The sequence below is a fragment of the Mesorhizobium sp. B2-4-15 genome (assembly GCF_006658505.1).
Lineage (GTDB): Bacteria > Pseudomonadota > Alphaproteobacteria > Rhizobiales > Rhizobiaceae > Mesorhizobium.
Genome location: NZ_VFUZ01000008.1, coordinates 188,193 through 207,656, shown reverse-complemented (window position 1 = coordinate 207,656; position 19,464 = coordinate 188,193). Strand labels below are relative to the sequence as shown.

Annotated in this window: 17 protein-coding genes and 1 pseudogene; 12 read left to right on the top strand and 6 right to left on the bottom strand. The window is 62.9% G+C overall.

What is annotated here, in order from left to right; genetic code table 11:
* Positions 1-134: 134 nt before the first annotated feature.
* From FJ930_RS12550 to FJ930_RS30425, 9 genes and pseudogenes are all read left to right on the top strand, one after another.
* Positions 135-1,067 carry a lytic transglycosylase domain-containing protein gene (locus FJ930_RS12550; protein ID WP_141837938.1) on the top strand — a complete coding sequence of 311 codons (933 nt, stop codon included), beginning with the start codon at positions 135-137 and terminating at the stop codon, positions 1,065-1,067.
* Positions 1,068-1,072: 5 nt separating this feature from the next.
* A complete protein-coding gene (locus FJ930_RS12545) occupies positions 1,073-1,561 on the top strand; it encodes a GNAT family N-acetyltransferase (RefSeq protein WP_141837936.1) in 489 nt (162 codons plus the stop codon).
* Between the two features lie 158 nt (positions 1,562-1,719).
* Entirely contained in the window at positions 1,720-2,988 is a 1,269-nt protein-coding gene (locus tag FJ930_RS12540) for an ABC transporter substrate-binding protein (protein ID WP_141837934.1), read from the top strand.
* Between the two features lie 29 nt (positions 2,989-3,017).
* Positions 3,018-3,932, top strand: a complete 915-nt coding sequence (locus FJ930_RS12535; RefSeq protein ID WP_141838008.1) for a sugar ABC transporter permease — start codon at positions 3,018-3,020, stop codon at positions 3,930-3,932.
* 1 nt (position 3,933) lies between these two features.
* Positions 3,934-4,758 carry a carbohydrate ABC transporter permease gene (locus FJ930_RS12530; RefSeq protein WP_141838006.1) on the top strand — a complete coding sequence of 275 codons (825 nt, stop codon included), beginning with the start codon at positions 3,934-3,936 and terminating at the stop codon, positions 4,756-4,758.
* Positions 4,759-4,859: 101 nt separating this feature from the next.
* Positions 4,860-5,603, top strand: a complete 744-nt coding sequence (locus FJ930_RS12525) for a DUF899 family protein (RefSeq protein WP_181176417.1) — start codon at positions 4,860-4,862, stop codon at positions 5,601-5,603.
* 77 nt (positions 5,604-5,680) lie between these two features.
* Positions 5,681-6,244, top strand: a complete 564-nt coding sequence (locus FJ930_RS12520) for a DUF4142 domain-containing protein (RefSeq protein ID WP_141837927.1) — start codon at positions 5,681-5,683, stop codon at positions 6,242-6,244.
* Positions 6,245-6,901: 657 nt separating this feature from the next.
* Positions 6,902-7,090 (top strand): hypothetical protein, encoded by a 189-nt coding sequence (locus FJ930_RS30430; RefSeq protein ID WP_246676889.1) that lies wholly within the window; start codon positions 6,902-6,904, stop codon positions 7,088-7,090.
* A gap of 36 nt (positions 7,091-7,126) precedes the next feature.
* Positions 7,127-7,267 (top strand): annotated as a pseudogene (locus FJ930_RS30425) (RidA family protein); the annotation flags it as partial.
* A gap of 58 nt (positions 7,268-7,325) precedes the next feature.
* On the opposite strand, the gene FJ930_RS30420 reads toward FJ930_RS30425, so the two are convergent.
* The 4 genes from FJ930_RS30420 to FJ930_RS12495 form a co-directional block, all read right to left on the bottom strand.
* The gene (locus FJ930_RS30420) at positions 7,326-8,738 is read right to left on the bottom strand and encodes a hypothetical protein (RefSeq protein WP_246676888.1); all 1,413 of its coding nucleotides are present in this window, start codon (positions 8,736-8,738) and stop codon (positions 7,326-7,328) included.
* Between the two features lie 634 nt (positions 8,739-9,372).
* Complete coding sequence (gene carB, locus FJ930_RS12505; RefSeq protein WP_141837923.1) at positions 9,373-12,876, bottom strand: carbamoyl-phosphate synthase large subunit; 3,504 nt, start codon at positions 12,874-12,876, stop codon at positions 9,373-9,375.
* A gap of 230 nt (positions 12,877-13,106) precedes the next feature.
* Positions 13,107-14,045 carry an SH3 domain-containing protein gene (locus FJ930_RS12500; RefSeq protein ID WP_141837921.1) on the bottom strand — a complete coding sequence of 313 codons (939 nt, stop codon included), beginning with the start codon at positions 14,043-14,045 and terminating at the stop codon, positions 13,107-13,109.
* A gap of 347 nt (positions 14,046-14,392) precedes the next feature.
* Positions 14,393-14,749: a helix-turn-helix transcriptional regulator gene (locus tag FJ930_RS12495; protein ID WP_141837919.1), complete on the bottom strand. Its 357-nt coding sequence runs from the start codon at positions 14,747-14,749 to the stop codon at positions 14,393-14,395.
* 194 nt (positions 14,750-14,943) lie between these two features.
* On the opposite strand from FJ930_RS12495, the gene FJ930_RS12490 reads away from it, so the two are divergent.
* A complete protein-coding gene (locus tag FJ930_RS12490) occupies positions 14,944-16,122 on the top strand; it encodes an MFS transporter (protein ID WP_141837917.1) in 1,179 nt (392 codons plus the stop codon).
* Between the two features lie 30 nt (positions 16,123-16,152).
* Here the strand turns inward: FJ930_RS12490 and FJ930_RS12485 are convergent, their stop codons facing one another.
* Entirely contained in the window at positions 16,153-16,617 is a 465-nt protein-coding gene (locus tag FJ930_RS12485) for a MarR family winged helix-turn-helix transcriptional regulator (RefSeq protein ID WP_141837916.1), read from the bottom strand.
* A gap of 196 nt (positions 16,618-16,813) precedes the next feature.
* Here FJ930_RS12485 and FJ930_RS12480 point away from each other — a divergent pair, with 196 nt between their 5' ends.
* Positions 16,814-17,608, top strand: coding sequence for an SDR family oxidoreductase (locus FJ930_RS12480; RefSeq protein ID WP_141837914.1), 795 nt, complete (start codon positions 16,814-16,816; stop codon positions 17,606-17,608).
* Positions 17,609-17,842: 234 nt separating this feature from the next.
* Here the strand turns inward: FJ930_RS12480 and FJ930_RS12475 are convergent, their stop codons facing one another.
* Entirely contained in the window at positions 17,843-18,442 is a 600-nt protein-coding gene (locus tag FJ930_RS12475) for a LysE family translocator (protein ID WP_141837912.1), read from the bottom strand.
* A 96-nt stretch (positions 18,443-18,538) separates the two neighbouring features.
* Here FJ930_RS12475 and FJ930_RS12470 point away from each other — a divergent pair, with 96 nt between their 5' ends.
* A complete protein-coding gene (locus tag FJ930_RS12470) occupies positions 18,539-19,408 on the top strand; it encodes a LysR substrate-binding domain-containing protein (RefSeq protein WP_141837910.1) in 870 nt (289 codons plus the stop codon).
* Positions 19,409-19,464: the final 56 nt, after the last annotated feature.

Sequence of the window (19,464 nt, the reverse complement as noted above, 5' to 3'; positions counted from 1 at the left end):
ACATATCAGGAACAATATGGCATCACCGCTCAAGTCTCGCCACCCGAAAACCACCGGACGGCCCCGATTGCTACCCAAGAATCGCTGGTGTAAGGGAAATCTTAACAACCCGACAAACCGGACCCGAGCGCGGCTTGCCAGCAAAACAGATCCTTATCGCGATCGGCGTGATCGTGGCGGCGGCAGGCATGAGCGGCTGCACCTCGACCTCGCAGATGAAAGCCGCGCCGTCCCTGACCGAAACCGCGACAGTGGCAGGCAGCGATGCCGGCTTCACCATCCCACTGCCGGAAACGGTTTCGGTGCTGCCGCAATCCTCGGGCATCGAGCCCGTTCAAACGGCCGAATTGACGCCTGGCGCGGCGGCCGCGCCAGCTCTCGATCCAGCCATCCAACCCGTTGCCGCGACCGCCGCCTTTGCCGGAGCGACGCCGGCGGCGCCGGCCGTGCCCGCCGTGATGGCCGCCAATGCCTGGCAGGCGCCGCCGCCGGCCAAAGCGGGTCAGCCACTCAAGGCGGCTCAGGCATACACGACCGCCGGGCTTATCGTGCCGGCGACCGCCAGCGCCGGCCAGAAAATGCCCGGCGTGCAGCAGGTGGCCTATATGCTGCCGCAGAATCCGGCTGCCCTGGTGCAGTTCCCGTCGGCGCCGGTTGCTCCGACGCAAGAGGAGCATGCCACCGGCATGCGCGGCGACGTCGACCGGCTGATCGTCAAATATGCCGCCCTCTACGAGGTGCCGGTTGATCTGGTGCGCCATGTCGTCAATCGCGAAAGCACATACAACCCCAAGGCCTACAACAACGGCCATTGGGGGCTGATGCAGATCAAGCACGCGACGGCGCGCGGCATGGGTTATGACGGGCCGGCCAAGGGCCTGTTCGACGCCGAGACCAACCTGAAATACGCGGTCAAATATCTGCGCGGCGCCTGGCTGGTGGCCGGCGGGAACGCCAAGAAGGCCGATTGGCTCTACCAGACCGGCTATTATTTCGATGCCAAGCGCAAGGGTCTGCTCGAGGCGACGGGCCTTGGCGCCGACCGCAGGCGGCAGCCCGCCGCCTGAGCGCAATGCCTGAACCGCGCCCGCCGGCTCCGAACGACATTCGGTTGCGCAAGATCCTCGACGAGACTCTGGTTGCGCCGCATTGGCCGGATGGCTTCGTCATGCGCTGTCTGAGGCACGGCGACGCGCCGGCCCTGCATGCGCTGATGGGCGACGTGTTCGAGAACCGCGCCGACGATCCGTTCGACGACTGGTGGCCGCGCATGTCGGGCGACCCCGAATTCGATCCGGAGCTCTGCTTCCTCGTCATCGATGCCAAGGGCCGGCTGGCGGCGGCAGCGCTGTGCTGGACTTCGGCCTTCATCAAGGATCTCGCCGTTCATCCCGAGGCGCGCGGCAAGGGCATTGGCGAAGCGCTGATGTGGCGGGCCTTCGCCGCCTTTCGCGACCGCGGCGCCGCCCATGTCGACCTCAAGACCGACACGGTCGAAAACGCCGCCGCCGTGCGGCTCTATGAACGGGTCGGCATGTTCGAGGTCGACTGGGAAGGCTGAAGCGCATCGCGCCGAAACGGATTCATGCGAGGCGCTTCAGTGTTCTTTGTCAAAGCCCGGGAACCCGAAAGGACGGCTTCGCATTCAGGGCAGGGGGATAGCTGACGAGCTGCCGGCGCGTGGGAGGTGTCCGGCTCGAAAGGGAGACCCAACCCGACGTGAAGCCTTTCCACGCATTTCTGGCGCTTGTGGTTGGCAGCATCCTGGCAGTCGCTCAAGCCCACGCGGTCGACCTGTCGATCGTGTCGGGAGACACCGGCAACGGCATCAAGGTGCTTCGCGAGATCCTCGACCGCTATGAGAAAGAGAGCGGCAACAAGGTTTCCATCGTCGTCCTGCCGCCGTCGACAACCGACCAGTTCGGCCTGTACAGGCTGTGGCTTGCCGCCGGAAACAGCGATATCGACGTCTACCAGACCGACGTCATCTGGGCGCCGCAACTCGCCAGCCAGCTCGTCGATCTCACCGAAGCGACCAAGGATGTGGTCGGCGCCCATTTCCCGTCGATCATCCAGTCGCAGACCGTCAACGGCAGGCTGGTCGCGCTGCCGATCTTCACCGATGCGCCGGCGCTCTACTACCGCAAGGACCTGCTCGACAAATATGGCGCCAAGGTCCCTGCCACCTGGAAGGAACTGGCCGAGACCGCCAGGCTGGTCATGGACAAGGAGCGGGCGGCCGGCAACAAGGATATCTGGGGTTTCGTCTTCCAGGGCAACGCCTATGAGGGGCTGACCTGCGACGCGCTCGAATGGATGATGTCCAGTGGCGGCGGCCGGATCGTCGAGCCGGACGGCACCATATCGGTCAACAACCCTAAAGCGGCGGCCGCGCTCGACATGGTCAGGGGGTGGATCGGGACCATCTCGCCGCCCGGCGTGCTCGCCTACCAGGAAGAGGAATCGCGCGGCGTCTGGCAGACCGGCAATGCCGTCTTCATGCGCAACTGGCCCTATGCCTATGCGCTCGGCAACAGCGACAATTCGCCGATCAAGGGCAAGTTCGACGTGGCGCCTCTGCCGGCAGGCACAAGCGAGGGCGCCCGGCCGGTCGCGACGCTGGGCGGCTGGAACCTCGCGGTCTCCAAATATTCCAAGCATCCGGACGCCGCGATCGGACTCGTCAGGTTCATCGCCTCGCCCCAGATGCAGAAATACCGGACGCTGAAGACGTCCAATCTGCCGACCATCCAGGCGCTCTATGACGATGCCGACATTGCCCGGCAGCAGCCGATCGTGCCGCGCTGGAAGCAGATTTTTCTCAATGCCGTGCCGCGTCCTTCCGCGACTGTCAGGATTAAGTACAACGAGGCATCGAGCCAGTTCTGGACGGCCGTGCACAACACCCTTTCCGGCGAAGGCAGCGCCGCCGACAATCTGGCGGACCTCCAGGCGAGGCTGAGCAAGCTGAAAGGCAAGGGCTGGTGAGCGTCGCGCCTGTCAGGCATTCGCGGCTGATGGCGCAGCGCGTGCGCTCGGCATGGCTGTTCCTGGCGCCGATGCTTCTGGTGCTGGCCGCCGTTGCCGGCTGGCCGCTCATCCGCACCGTCTATTTCAGCTTCACAGACGCCTCGCTGGCCGACCTCGATGCCCGCCAGTTCGTCGGCTTCGACAATTATCTCTCGGTGCTGCGCCTGCCGAGCGGCCGGGTGATCTATGACGGGCTGCTCGTCGATCCGGTCTGGTGGAGCGCGGTCTGGAACACCGTGCGCTTCGCGGCGATCTCGGTGACTTGCGAGACGATTCTCGGCACGATCGTCGCTTTGGTGCTCAACGCCAGCTTTCCTGGCCGCGGCATCGTCAGGGCGGCGATCCTCATTCCCTGGGCGATCCCGACGATCGTCTCGGCCAAGATGTGGCAGTGGATGCTCAACGACCAGTTCGGCATCATCAATGTCGTGCTGGTCAATCTCGGCCTGATCAGCCACAAGATCGCCTGGACCGCCAGCCCCGACACCGCCATGGCGGCCGTGCTGATCGTCGATATCTGGAAGACGACGCCGTTCATGGCGCTGCTCATCCTTGCCGCGCTGCAGATGCTGCCGGGCGAGATCGTCGAGGTCGCCAGGCTCGACGGCGCCAATGCGTGGCAGATCTTCTGGCGGGTGACCCTGCCGCTGATCCGCCCGGCGGTGATGGTGGCGGTGATCTTCCGGGCGCTCGATGCGCTGCGCATCTTCGACCTGATCTATGTGCTGACGCCCAACAATGTGAACACCAAGTCGATGTCGGTGTTTACGCGGGAGAACCTGTTCGAGTTCGACAAGTTCGCCTACGGCTCGGCCGCCTCGACCCTGTTCTTCCTGATCCTCGCCCTGCTCACCATCGCCTACATCCGGATCGGCCGGATAAGCCTGGATGGAGGCCGCTGAGATGTGGATCGTGCGGCGCGGGGCCTTCTATTTGCTGGTTCTGGTGATCGTCTTCGTCTCGGTGTTTCCGTTCTACTACGCCATCGTCACCAGCCTGAAATCCGGGACCGAGCTCTTCGAGCCCGGTCTTTGGCCGAAGACCTTCAGCCTCGGCAATTACCGCAACGTGCTGACCGAAGGCGCCTTCGCGCGCAATCTGGTGAACTCGCTGGTCGTCTCCGGGGCGGTGGTTGCGCTGTCGCTGCTGCTCGGCGTCACCGCGGCCTACGCGCTGGCGCGCGTTCGCTTCCGCGGCCGCTCGGCCCTGCTGCTGGCCATCCTGTCGGTCTCGATGTTCCCGCAGGTGGCGGTGCTCGCCGGCCTGTTCGAGATCGTCCGCATGTTCGGCCTCTACAATTCGCTGTTGGCGCTGATCTTCTCCTACATGATCTTCACTCTGCCGTTCACCGTCTGGGTGCTCACCACCTTCGTGCGCGACCTGCCGGTCGAGCTCGAGGAAGCGGCGATCCTCGATGGCGCGACGCCATGGATCATCGTCACGCGCATCTTCCTGCCGCTGATGGGACCGGCGCTGGCGACCACCGGGCTGCTCGCCTTCATCGGCGCCTGGAACGAATTCCTCTTCGCGCTGACCTTCACTTCCAACAATGCGCAGCGCACCGTGCCGGTGGCGATCGCGCTGCTGTCCGGCAATTCGCAGTTCGAAATCCCGTGGGGCAACATCATGGCCGCGTCGGTGATCGTCACCGTGCCCCTGGTGGTGCTGGTGCTGATCTTCCAGCGCAAGATCGTCTCCGGCCTTACCGCGGGCGGAGTAAAGGGCTGAGAAGCGGTCGAAAAAATGTAGGAACCGGTCGGTGCGCCCCGTCCTTGGGTCGTAGAGTACCCTTGCCGGGACGCCGGCGCGACGATCTGAAGGAGCCGATCATGATCACCTTTCCCAACGAATCCGCCAGATACCGCACCGCCCGCGAAAAGCTCTTGAAAAAGGAAATCGAGCTGCGCCGCGCCATGGAAGCCGTGGCCGAGGCACGGCGCGCCCTGCCGCCGGGCGGCCTGGTGCCACGCGACTATGTGTTCGATGGGCTGGACATCGCCGGCAAGCCAACGCGGGTAAAACTGTCGGAGATGTTTGCGCCCGGCAAGGACACGCTGATCCTCTATCAGATGATGTTCCCGCGCCATCCGCAGGAAACGCGCGACGTGGCGGCAGGCGGCGAGACGGCGAAGCTGCCGAGGCAGGACCAGCCGTGCCCCTCCTGCACGGCGCTGCTCGACCAATTCGACGGCGCGGTTCGCCATCTCGAGGCGGCCGGCTTCAACTTTGCCGTGGTGGCCAAGACGGCGCTGGAAAACCTGACGGCGCTTGGCCGCGACCGCGGCTGGAAGAACATGCGGCTGGTTTCGTCGGCCGGAAACAGTTTCAAGCGCGACTACAACGCCGAGGATGCGGATGGCGCGCAGATCCCGCTGCTGTCGGTGTTCCATCGCGACGGTGACGGCATCCGGCATTCCTGGTCGTCGGAGCTCGGCTTCGCGCCTGTCGAACCCGGCCAGGACCCGCGTGCCATCGGCACCTGCGAGATCCTGTGGAACCTGATGGATTTCACCCCGGAAGGCCGGCCGGACTGGCATGAGCAACTGCAATATGGCGAGTCGTGCTGCCACTGAGGGGAGAGAGAACGCGCAACCTCGGCGCGTCTGCGGCGTTGGACAGTCAGAAGGATCATTCCGAGCGGAGATTTCAGATGAAAACGCTTCTGATTGTGGCAGCCGCGGCCCTGCTTGCCAGCGCGCCGGCCGTGCTTGCCCAAACGAACGGCACCAAATCGAACACGGTCGCGCCTGTGATGGCCGACAGCAAGGTCGACACCCAAACCTTCGTCACGACGGTGCCCAGCGCCAATGAGTTCGAAATCCAGTCGAGCAAGCTCGCCGAGGAAAAATCGTCGTCGAAAGACGTCAAGGCTTTCGCCAGCCGGATGATCAAGGATCACACCAAGGCTGGGGAGGACTTCAAGGCGGCGCTGAGCAAGGGCCAGACCACCGCTTCGGTCAAGCCCGCCGGGCCTGCCTTGCAGCCGAAGGAGCAGCAGATGCTCGACGAGCTGAAGGGCGCCAGCGGCAAGGCGTTTGACCAAAAATATATCCAGATGCAGACCGACGCGCACAGGGATGCGGTGGCCATGTTCAGCACCTATGCGCAATCGGGCGACGATCCGGCGATGAAGGAATTCGCCAAGAAGACGCTGCCGGTGCTGAAGATGCACGAGAAGCATGTGAAGGAACTGGGCGCCGCGCATCAGGGGTGAGGGCTCGGTCGGCAAGGGCTGAACGGTTAAAGATGGCGCTCTACGGCGCCCCCCTCTGTCCTGCCGGACATCTCCCCCACAGGTGGGGAGATTGGCAGCTCGGGCGCCGGCTTTTCTTTTGCAACGTTGAAAACTGGCGAAGGCCGCAATATCGGCCGATCTTCCCCCTTGTGGGGGAGATGTCCGGCAGGACAGAGGGGGGCGCCGTGGAGCGCCACGTCGGATACCGGACGCCTTGGCAAATTGCGTGGAGCCATGGGCCTCCGCCGCCACGAATAGATCGGCATCCCTCCCTGGACGATGTCATCACCGTTCCGACATCGACATGATGAGCCCGACGCCAATGGCCGGCTCCTGGACAAGAACGGCTCGCCCTATCTGGGGCAGGGGTGAGGTGCGGACTATGCGCCGGCGTTCGCCGAGCGGCGCGATAAGCTCGCTTGAACCATAGCGCTATCGCTTTACGAATACCCCCACCCGGACCTGCGGTCCGACCTCCCCACAAGGGGGAGGTAAGTCGACGGTGCCGCCTCGGCTAAAGCCGTGAAGCGTGTCGCCGAACGATGCCCGGGCTCCCACCTCCCCCTTGTGGGGAGGTCGGACCGCAGGTCCGGGTGGGGGTCCTCGTAGAGCGCCAGCCTCACCCAGGAGATCACCATGAAGAAGGCGGGACTCGAAGTGCCCGTCATGCCGGACAAGGTGCGGGCGCTTGCCCCGCCCTGCTCGACAGCGGTGAAGGCCAACGGCTTCGTGTTCATCCCGGCGACGCCGCCGGTCGGCATGGTGACCAGCGAGATGGTGCACGGCGACATCGCGGTCCAGACCGAGGCGCCGCTGAAACGCTGAAACATTGCCTGAAAGCGGCTCGCTGGAAACGCGGTGATGGTGCGCATCTACGCCGTCAATTCCGGCTTCTACAACGTCATCAGCCGGGTCTACGCGAAGTGTTTCAGCGTGAACCCGCCGGCGCGGAGTTTCGTGTCGGTGGCGTCATGGCCGATGGAGTTTGATATTGAGATTCAGTGTGTGGCAGTGGGGAAGGGGCTAACTGAGGATGTTCTTCGTGATAGCCCTATTGTCTTCAATTCACCGTCTCGCCGTCTTTGGCCAGTTCTTCACCGTGTGTGTGTTCTCGTTTCAAAAGAATCGATAACAGCCGACTCGCGTAGTTTTTCTTCGGGGTGTACGAGTAATCCTCACTCATGTGGTGCCTGAGATGCTCCTTCAGCATCTCAATCTTGGTCTGTGTTCGCAATTCATATCGCTCATCGTCGGATAGCTCCATACCATCTTGAGATGCATATGAGACATCTGTTGCAATGATACTTATCTTGTATAGATCCTGCCGTCTTCTATTTATATTTATAATCTCTGATATCAACCTATAAAGAATTGAATAGCATACCAGAAGAACGGATGCAGATATTATAACATATGGTGCCCGAGATATCAAAAACTCTATGATGCCGATTTTGCTATTTTCCAGAAAAAAATTGAGCAAGCGTTCTGAGTTGGAAAACAACCTATTTGTCACTAACCCAATGATCAATATTGGCACCACGCATATTCCGGCGTATAGCCTAATGTTATTTGTTCCTTGCTTTACATAACCGGCTATTTCTGTAGGAAACAGATTTATATTACTTTTTAATTCTCTTAGCTCGATCTCTCGTTTTGATATTTCCGTGCTTATCGTTCTTCTATCCCCGTTTAATTTGGCGATGTTCAGATCGATAGCCTGCACTCTTTCGTTTTGTTCTTTTTCGACAGAGGCGCCTATCGCGATTTTCTTCTGGATATCATCACGTGACTCCAATAGCTCAGCTATATTTTTGCCAAGTTCATCTATTTTATTTCCGTTTTCGCCGATTTCGCGGGCTTGCTCCGCGATTTCTTTCGTGTTCAATTCTGTTTTTAAGAAGGATTCCTTGGCCTCCTCAAGGTATTCCTTTAGAGATGACTCGATTCTCTCTCGTTCTCGTGAAATATTTTCAAAAATATTTACAACATCTGAGAAGTATTTCTGCTCTATTCCGCTGATCTCTATTCTTTTGATGTCAGCAATTTTCCATAGTCGCTCACTTGGTCTCAATCCAAATCCGCTTATAAAGCGTTTTGGCTCGAAACTAAATGATTCTCCGTTGAATCTTCGCGATTCTTCAACTCGCCTTCCGCTAGAGCTGTCGATCAAGCTAAGTTCAAGTTCGTGATTGTCCTCATATCCTGCCGCATATACCTTTATATGGGTCACATAGATGGTGTCAATTAGATCGAAGCCCCACCATTCTCTTCTAGCTCGCAAGGTTATATTTTCGTTTCTGTTACCAATTAGTTGAGTGGACTTTCGTGTTCGATGCGAAAAGAAAGAAATATCAATATCCTTGGGAACCGGAAGCGGTGTGGCAGCCAATTCTTCGATTCGAGATAAATCCAGTTCGCTTGGTGGCGCCAGCGAACTAGCTTCAATAGGATCCGCTGCTTCAACGCTGGCCATCAAAATTCACTTTCAAATCATTAAAATAGGCTGATCCTATATTAAGATGCACTGTCAGAAAACTATTTTCCACCCGTATGCACAGGCAATTGCGAACAGAGAGCCCCTGTGTCTAGCACCCCCATTTCCTGCCGGAATCGGTCTCGGTCAGATTTTACTTTGGTTGCGCGCGTTCTCGACGAAAACGTGGGGTGCTTAGGTTTCTACCCGGAGGTTAGGATCGGCCCCGCTTTTGCAAGGCTTACTTTCGCGCTAAGCTGAAACCAACTGATAGGGGGCAAGCGATGGATATTACCACCGATCAACGCGACGCGTGGTCAAGACGGCCTGAGAACCGTGAATGGGAAGCAATTATTGCTCCTCATTACAAACGGCCTGACGGGGTGACGGACATTGAGGCGCTTCATAAGATCGCACGTCTCAACGGATTGATGGATACCCATTCCAAGTACGACCGACTAAACGCGGGGCAGGTCGCAATGAACATTCGAAATCGACTTCGGGTTCTCTGGAAGCAAGGACTATTGAACCTACCAAGTTAGTAGGGGCTCCTGCTGATGGTCAGATGGCGCTGCCCCTCATCCGCCTGCCGGCACCTTCTCCCCGTTGAACGGGGAGAAGGGAACTAATCACCTTAAGCAAAATACTCCTGCAGCGGCCTGACTTCGAGGCTCCCCGCCTTCAGCGCCGCAATCGCCTCGGCCACGGCCGCGGCGCCCGACAGCGTCGTGTAATACGGCACCTTCTGCATCAGCGTGGCGCGTCGCAGCGACTTGGAGTCCGACACCGCCTTCTGGCCGTCCGTGGTGTTGAAGACGATCTGGACCTGGCGGTTGCGGATGGCGTCTTCGATGTGGGGGCGGCCTTCCAGGACCTTGTTGATCTTTTCGGCGACGACACCGTTTTCGGCGAGGAAGCGCTGCGTGCCTGATGTGGCCAGCACCTTGAAGCCGAGGCCGGCGAGGCGCTTCACTGCGGGCAATATGCCTTTCTTGTCCTCGTCTCGCACCGAGACGAACAACGTGCCGTAGCGCGGCAGGTCGACGCCGGCGCCGAGCTGGCTCTTGGCGAAGGCCAGCGCGAAATCGCGGTCGAGGCCCATGACCTCGCCGGTCGAGCGCATTTCCGGGCCGAGCAATATGTCGACGCCGGGGAAACGGGCGAAGGGGAAGACGGCTTCCTTGACCGCGATGTGGCCGGGGTTGCGGGCATCGGGCAGGGGGCCGTAATGGGCGAAGGCGTCTTCCAGCGTCTCGCCGGCCATGATGCGGGCGGCGATCTTGGCGATCGGCCGCCCGACGGTCTTGGCGACGAAGGGCACGGTGCGCGACGCCCGCGGATTGACCTCCAGCACATAGACCGTGCCGTCCTTGATCGCGTACTGCACGTTCATCAAGCCGCCGACATTGAGCGCGCGGGCCAGCGCGGCCGTCTGGCGCTCCAACTCGTCGACGAGGTCCGAAGGCAGCGAGTGAACGGGCAGCGAGCAGGCCGAGTCGCCCGAATGGATGCCGGCTTCCTCGATGTGTTCCAGGATGCCCGACACGAAGGTCGCCTTGCCATCGCAGAGGCAATCGACATCGACCTCGATGGCGCCGGACAGATATGTGTCGAACAACAGCGGGTTCTTGCCCAGCAGCGTGTTGATCTGGCCGGTCTTGTCGTTGGGGTATTTCTGCTTGATGTCCTCCGGCACCAGGCCGGGCACGGTGTCGAGCAGGTAGGTCTGCAGCATGCTCTCGTCATGGATGATCTGCATGGCGCGGCCGCCGAGCACATAGGAAGGGCGCACCACCAGCGGGAAGCCGAGCTCACCGGCGACGAGGCGGGCCTGCTCGACCGAATAGGCGATGCCGTTCTTCGGCTGGCTGAGGTTGAGCTTGTGCAGGAGCTTCTGGAAGCGGTCGCGGTCTTCGGCCAGATCGATCATGTCGGGCGAGGTGCCGAGGATCGGAATGCCGGCCTTCTCCAGCGCGTCGGCCAGCTTCAGCGGCGTCTGGCCGCCGAACTGGACGATGACGCCGACCAGTTCGCCCGAGGCCTTTTCGGCGCGCAGGATCTCCAGAACGTCTTCGGCCGTCAGCGGATCGAAATAGAGCCGGTCCGAGGTGTCGTAGTCGGTCGACACGGTCTCGGGGTTGCAGTTGATCATGATCGCTTCATAGCCGGCATCGCGCAGCGCGAACGCCGCATGGCAGCAGCAATAGTCGAACTCGATGCCCTGGCCGATGCGGTTCGGCCCGCCGCCGAGGATGACCACCTTTTTCCGCGACGACACCTGCGCCTCGTTGGCGAGAGCGCCCGCGAACGGCACTTCATAGGTCGAGTACATATAGGCGGTGGGCGAGGCGAACTCGGCCGCGCAGGTGTCGATGCGCTTGTAAACCGGATGAACGTCGAGCTTTTCACGAATCTTCGCAACCACTTCGGCGTCGGTCTTCGTCAGCGAGGCGAGGCGGGCATCGGAGAAGCCCATCGCCTTCAGCATGCGCAGATTGACGGCATCCTGCGGCAGGCCATGCTCGCGGATGCGCGCTTCCGTGGCGACGATGCCTGATATCTGTTCGAGGAACCACGGGTCGATCTTGCACATTGCGTGCACGTCTTCCAGCGAGGTGCCCATGCGGATCGCCTGCGCCACCATGCGCAGCCGGTCGGGCGTCGGCGTGCCGAGTGCCGCGCGGATGGCGTTGCGGTCGTCGGCATGGCTGGCGACCGCGGTTCCATGGCCGAGGCCGGGGATCTCGATCTCGTCGAGGCCGGTCAGGCCTGTCTCCAGACCGCGCAGCGCCTTCTGCAGCGATTCCTGGAAGGTGCGGCCGATGGCCATGACCTCGCCGACCGACTTCATGGCGGTGGTCAGCACGGGTTCGGCGCCGGGGAATTTTTCGAAGGCAAAGCGCGGGATCTTCGTCACCACGTAATCGATCGACGGTTCGAACGAGGCCGGCGTGGCGCCGCCGGTGATGTCGTTCTCCAACTCGTCCAGCGTGTAGCCGACGGCGAGCTTGGCGGCGATCTTGGCGATGGGGAAGCCGGTCGCCTTTGAGGCCAGCGCGGACGAGCGCGAAACGCGAGGGTTCATCTCAATGACGACGAGGCGGCCATCGGCCGGGTTGACGGCGAACTGCACGTTCGAGCCGCCGGTCTCGACGCCGATCTCGCGCAGCACCGCGATCGAGGCGTTGCGCATCATCTGGTATTCCTTGTCGGTCAAGGTCAGCGCCGGCGCGACGGTGATGGAGTCGCCGGTGTGCACGCCCATCGGGTCGATGTTCTCGATCGAGCAGACGATGATGCAATTGTCCGCTTTGTCGCGGACCACCTCCATCTCATACTCCTTCCAGCCGAGCACGCTTTCCTCGATCAGCACTTCAGTGGTGGGCGAGGCGTCGAGGCCGGACTGGACGATGTCGTAGAACTCGGCCCTGTTGTAGGCGATGCCGCCGCCGGTGCCGCCCATGGTGAAGGAGGGGCGGATGATGGCCGGCAGGCCGACATGGTCGAGCGCCTGCGCGGCCACCGCCATGGCATGGCCGATATAGCGCTGCTTGCGGTCGCCCTCGCCGAGGTTCCAGCTGGTTTCGAGCGCGTCGAGCGCGGCGTCGAGATTCTCGGGCTTCTCGGCCTTCAGCGCGGCGCGCTCGGCCTCATGCGTCTTGCGGTCGGCGTTCTTGACGTCGGTGGCGTTGGCCAGCATCGACTTCGGCGTCTCGAGCCCGATCTTGCTCATCGCCTCGCGGAACAGCGCGCGGTCCTCGGCCTTGTCGATCGCCGTGGCGTCGGCGCCGATCATCTCGACCTGATAGCGCTCGAGCACGCCCATGCGGCGCAGCGACAGCGCGGTGTTGAGCGCGGTCTGGCCACCCATGGTCGGCAGGAGCGCATCGGGCCGCTCCTTGGCGATGATCTTGGCGACGACCTCGGGCGTGATCGGTTCGATGTAGGTGGCGTCGGCCAGTTCCGGGTCGGTCATGATGGTGGCCGGATTGGAATTGACCAGGATGACGCGAAAGCCCTCTTCCTTCAGCGCCTTGCAGGCCTGGGTGCCGGAATAGTCGAACTCGCAGGCCTGGCCGATGACGATGGGGCCGGCCCCGATGATCAGGATCGACTTGATGTCGGTGCGTCTTGGCATGTTCGAAATTCCGTTCGGCGAGCGGCTTGCACGAAAAACCGGGACGGGAAGACCCGGCCGGTTGTGCTTGCGATTCTGGTATCAGGCTAGGAGGGCCTTATAGGGAAGAGTTTTGCGGGATGTAACCCCGAAAATGCAGTAGGGCAGTAGGGCAGTAGGGCAGTAGGGCAAGCGACTCCAGGCACTTCACATATTGCCTTACTGCCCTACTGCCCTACTGCCTTTAGAAACTATTCCCCGAACGCCACCGCGTCGGTGATCTCGAACCGTTCCGACACCCCGACGCGGATCATGCTGAGGCTGCCTTCGCGGGTGAAGCGGAAATCGCCTTGGGCGTCCGAGCCGGCCGGCCGGCCACCGTCGAACGAGATGACACGGGTGCCGCCGTCGGGCCAGGTCACCGTCACTTCGGCCTTGTCCGTACCCTTATGCAGGACTGTTGCCGCGCAGCGGGTCATCGGTTGGCCGACATTGCGGGCGCAGGGAATCTCGACAGCGCCGCCACTGGCGAGAGCGTCTGACTGATGCGGCAGTTCCGCGACGGTCTGCGGGTCCTGGGCAGGTGTGGCCACCTCACCGGTCGACGGGGTTTCGGCAGCGGCCAATGCCAGGCCGTAGGCATCCTGCATGGCGGTGTCGGCGGCCGATTTCATCGGCGGTTCAGGGGCGGCTGGATGAGCCGCGCGCCCCAACCTTGCCGCCAGGTCGGCCGGAGGTGCCAGCGGCTGGGCGGGATCGGCGGCCGCCACCCTGTCCCCGTCGGTGTTCACATCGGCAGCCGCGCCCGCGTCCTCGGTGCCGGCATCCGCCTGTTGGTCCGCGTCAGATACGGCCGCCGGGTTGACGGGAACGAGATAGCGCGCGGGGGCCCAGCCAGTTGCCCGGGGATTGTCCGACACGATCTTGCACCATTGATGCCCGTCAATATCGTTGCAGCCGAGATTCCTGACGCTGGCGCCAGCGGCCAGACGGGTCTCGGTCTTGCCGATCGGCGATGGCTTGGTGCGGACATTGAGCAGGTCGTCTGGCGCCAGCCCGGTGACGATGGAGATGAACGGCGCCTCTTCGGCATGGGCCGGGACAACAGCCTGCCACGCCGCCATCAGCAGCGGAGCGGCGGCAATCAGCGCATGCAAACTTTTTCGGAGCGTAACTGTGCGCCTCTTCATTTGGCCGTGCGCCGATAGTCAAATCACCATGTCACGGCGGTTCCGCCGCATGCCCGGCCGGTTTTATAAGGGACGACGTGCCGCCATGTAAGTCCGAAAATTCAGGCGAACCATGCTGCTGGGCGGACGGGAGAACCCCTGCTGCTGCCTTCGAAGCCGCAGCCGATCCCCTCGCCAGGTCAATCCTCCCGTGCGCATCGAGATCGACGAAGGGCAGGACCTTGCCCGGATGCTGCGCCCGGCATGTCGGTGATCGTCAGCGTCGACACCGACGCCGCGCCGAGCGGGCTATAGACCCATCTTCAGCAGGGCGAAATCCTTTGCAATTCCATAGGCCGGGGAGTTCTTCAGGCCGGCACATCGATGTCGTGGCCGCCGACGGCCGGCAGCGCGGGGTCGTCCACGGCGGCGGCGATGACACTGTCGAGCAGGCCGGGGAAGCGGGCGTCGAGATCGGCGCGGCGCAGCGTGATCATGCGGTTGGTGCCGACCACTTCGGCGCGGGTGACCCCGGCCTCACGCAGCTTGGCGAGGTGATAGCTCAGATTGGTCTTGGAGCCGAGGTCGAGGAAACGGCTGCAGTTCAGCGGCACGCCTTCCTTGCTGGCGAGATAGCGCACGATGGCCAGCCGTGTCGGGTCGCCGAGCACGCCGAGCACGATCGGCAGGCTGATCTGGTCAATATTGGGATGGGGCAGGGTCATGCTCGAAAACTAAGCACAGTTCGGGCCGATTTCAACGCGTCTGTCCTGCCGTGGGCATGCACACTGTTTCTCCATTCGATGACCGTGCTGACACAGGGCTGTCAGGATGGTTCTGCTATTTTTGCCTGGCTTCATTGACATCATGCCCCGTTATGTCCAATTGTTCAATAACTTTTGAACTAAGGACACATGCCATGGACAAGCGGCTCTTCTGGCTTGCGCTCGGATCGTTCACGATCTCGACCGAAGGCTTCGTCATCTCCAGCCTCCTGCCTGATATCGCGGCGGACGCCGGCATTTCCATCCCGCTCGCCGGATCGCTGATCACCGCCTTCGCGCTCGCCTATGCGGTCGGCACGCCTATCCTGGCGACGCTGACTGGCGAATGGGACCGGCGCCGCGTCATCCTGTGGACGCTGGTGTTCTTCGTCGTCGGCAATATCGCCGCCGCAATGAGTTCCTCCTTCGAGGTGCTGCTTATCGCGCGCATCATCATGGCGCTATCATCGGGCCTGTTCGCGGCCACCGCGCAGGGCACGGCGGTGGCGCTGGTCGATGACCATCACCGGGCGCGCGCCATTGCCGTCGTCGTCGGCGGCACCACGGTCGCCGTTGCCGTTGGTGCGCCGCTCGGCGCGTTGGTCGCCGCGATCGCCGGCTGGCGCGGCACCTTCTATGCCATTGCCGGGCTTGGCGCGCTCGCCGGAGCCATCCTGTGGTATCGGCTGCCGCGCGGCATCGTCGGCACCAGGCTGCCCCTGAAGCGCCGGCTGGCGGCGGCCATGCGGCCCGGCGTGATGCCGATCCTGTTGACGACGCTGCTGGCGCTGACCGGTGCCTTCACCGTCTTTGCCTATGTCGCGCCGCTTGCCATCGAGGGCGCCGGGCTCGGCCAGATCGCGTTGCCCGGCATGCTGCTCGCCTTTGGAGTCGGCGCCGTCATCGGCAACATCGCCGGCGGCCAGGCGGCTGACCGTTTCGGCGCCACGCGCACCGTCGGCTGGTCGCTGACGCTGAGCGCGGCCATGCTGGTGATGCTGTCGGTCGTCCCGACCTTCCTGCCGCGCGAGATCGCGGGACCGGCGCTGATGGCGATGATGGTGCCATGGGGCATCGTCGGCTGGGCGTTCCCGCCGGCGCAGGCCAGCCGCATCATCAAGCTGGCGCCCGACGCCGCCCCGATCGTGCTGTCGCTCAACGGCTCGGCGCTTTATCTGGGCGTGGCGCTTGGTGCCGTCGTCGGCGGCGAGGTGCTGCGCTACGGCGCGCCGGCCGATCTCGGCCTCGTCGCCGCGATGTTTCCGTTGATTGGACTGGGTATCGTGCTGGCCGGGCGGGTGCTGGCGAGGCCGGTGGCGATGCCGGCGGAATAGAATTGACCGACCGATTTGACGGCCGCTCCTTCAGTCGGAAGGGGCGGCCGTCGGCGTATCGAAATCCAGCGCGGCGATTTCATCCAGCGCGGCACGCAGCTGGGCCGCGCGCTCCTTGCCGACCACCGCCTCGAAGCGCTGCTGGGCCATGCTCCAGAGTTTTATCGCTTCCTCGAGCTTGACCTTGCCCTCCGGTGTCAGCCGTACGCGCCTGACGCGGCGGTCGTCCCTGTCGGTGAAAGTCTCGACAAAGCCGTCGCGGATCAGCGGCTTCAGCGTATGGCCGAGCGCCGACAGGTCCATAATCAGCGCCTCGGCTATGGCGCCCATCGTCGGCTCGTCGCTGACATCGATCTGAAAGAGCAAGCCGAACTGCGTGCCCTTCAGCCCGGAAGGCGCCAGCATGTCGTCATAGAAACGGCCGAGGCTGCGCCCGGCACGGCGCAGCGTGGCGTTGTTGCAAAGGCTGAATCCCGGCCCGTGGCTCTCGGTCATGTGAACTCCTTGGCTGCGCAACGGATGCGCCAGCCCTATCGCAAAAATAGTTTTCGGGGTCGCCGTTGACAAGATAGTGGCATATACCTACTTCGGCGAAGGTGGCATATGCCACTAATTGGAATTGGATGGCGCGGCGCGGGGACTCGATAGTCCGCAAGGCCGAGCGACAACGAACAGGACGGAAGGAACGACAATGACTGGGAAAGACAACAAGGGCACGGCGGTCGTCACCGGCGCTTCATCGGGCATCGGTGCGGTCTATGCGGACCGGCTGGCGGGCCAGGGGTATGACCTCGTGCTGGTGGCGCGCCGCGCCGACCGGCTGGAGGAACTGGCCGAGAAGCTGCGCTATGCCTATCATCGCAAGGTCAGCGTGATCAGCGCCGATCTGTCCGACGACGATGATGTGCGGCGCGTCGAGCAGGCGATATCCGCCGACGAGAGCGTGACGCTGCTGGTCAACAATGCCGGCCTCGGCGGCCAGCAGGTGGTGGCGACGGCCGACGTCGACGCGGCCGAGCGCATGATCAAGGTCAATGTCGTGGCGCTCACCCGGCTGACGCGCGCGGTGCTGCCGGGGCTTCTGGCGCGCAATCGCGGCGCCATCGTCAACATCGCCTCGGTGCTTGCCTTCGACAGCTCGTTCGGCGGTATCTACAGCGGCACCAAGGCGTATGTCGTCAACTTCACCGAAGCCCTGCATCGCGAGGTCGCGGGCACCGGCGTGAAGGTCCAGGTGGTGCTGCCGGGCGCGACTCGAACCGATTTCTGGGAACTTGCCGGCAGCGACATCGACCAGTTGCCGAAGGAAATCATCATGAATGCCGACGATCTGGTCGATGCCGCCCTTGTCGGCCTGGCCAGGGGCGAAGCCGTCACCGCGCCGGCGCTTGTCGACGTGGCCAAGCTGGATACGTTCCTCGGCGCCAGGCAAGCCTTCTACGGCAGCCTGCACGCCGACAAGCCGGCCCCTCGCTACGCGGCCTAAAGGGGTTCGCGACGCGAACCAGCACCCCACCCGGCTGCTTCGCATCGGCTTGCCCGGGCGAGCCACGAGTCTCGGCCGAGCTTCGGACCCCACAAGGGGGAGGGTAGGGCGCGTGTTTTCTACCTCCCCCTTGTGGGGAGGTCGGACCGAAGGTCCGGGTGGGGGTACTGGCGCTGACCTCGTGGGATTTAGGTTCCTCTCCCCGCTTTGCGAAAGAGAGGAACTAGGTCTGTGCTAAACAGTCCGCCACATCGGAATGATCGACGCCGCCAGCACCAGCGCCAGCACGATGTTGAGCGCGCGCCATTGCCACTCGGTCTTGAGCAGCCGTGCCAGAACCATGCCGGCGACGCACCAGACGGACAGCGAGATGGCGGCGGTCAGGCCGAAAGTGGAGCCGAGCAGCAAGGCGAGTTGCCCCGGCCCGTCGGCCAACGCGGCAAACGAAGCGGCCGCGCCCAGCCCCATGGCCCAGCCCTTGGGGTTCATCCACTGGATGCCGGCGCCGCCAAGGAAGCTGTTGGGTCTGGCCATCGCCACTTCGAGATTGGGCGGCCCCGCACGGCCGATCTTGACCGCCAGCCAGAGCAGATAGAGCGAGCCGGCGATCTTCATCGCCAGCTGCAAGGATGGCACCGCAAGCAACAGGCCCGCGAGCCCGGCGGCGGCCGCCCCTGTCACGGTCGCGAGGCCAGCGGCACTGCCGATCATCAGGGGCACCGAACGGCGAAAGCCGAACTGCGCGCCCGACGCCGTTGACAAGGTTGTGGCGATGCCGGGCGTGGCGGTGGCCACGAAGGCGAAGAGGATGAGTGGCAGGATGGGCTGGAGCATGCGGCTTCCTTTGTCGGTGGCCGTCATGGTATGCGCGACTATCAATCAGTAAATGCAATGTTTGTCATGGTCCGCATTAGGAACTATAATGCAGGCATGATCCGTAATCTCGACACAGCGCTCATCCGCACCTTCGTCACCGTGGCCGACAAGGCCAGCATGACGGCGGCCGCCAACGCGCTGCACCTGACCCAGGGCGCCGTCAGCCAGCAGGTCAAGCGACTGGAGGAGACGCTCGGCTGCAGCCTGTTCGAGCGCGACAGGCGCGGCTTGCGCCTGACACGATCCGGCGAGCGGCTGTTCGGCAAGGCAAAGCGCCTGCTCAGCCTCAACGACGAGATCTGGGCCGAGATGGCGGGAAGTGCCGTCGCTGGCGAGGTGCGCCTCGGCGTGCCCTACGATCTCGTCGGTACCTTGCTGGCGCCGGTGCTGAAGACCTATGCGGAAACCTACCCGCAGGTCGAGATCTCGCTGGTCTGCGCCTCCTCGCCGGAGCTGGCCTCGGCGCTGGCGGCGGGAACCATTGACCTTGCGGTGATCGAGGAGCGGGTTGGTCCGAGCGCCGGCGAATGCCTTGCCATCGACCGGCTGGTCTGGGTCGGCGCCAGGGGCGGCGTTGCCCGTGCCAAGCGTCCGCTGCCGGTTTCGATCGTCGCCGACACTTGCGCCTTTCGCCCGGTCGTGCTGGCGGCGCTCAACGAGCACGGGCTGGAATGGCGCACCGTGTTCGAGAACGGCAACATCGACGCGACGATGGCAACCGTGCGATCGGACCTCGCCGTCACCACCTGGCTGGCTTCCACCGTGCCGGCCGATCTCGACATATTGCCGTTCGAGTCCGGCCTGCCGCCACTGCCGAATTTTGCCATCAACCTGCATTTGCCGAGACATGGAGCGGGGCCGGCGGCGCTGGAGTTCGCGCGACATATTCGTGACGGGTTGGGCCGGCAAAGACAGGCGGCTTGAATTGTTGCATTGGAGAATGTCGACGTTCCATCGATGCGACCAACTCGGAAGTGTCG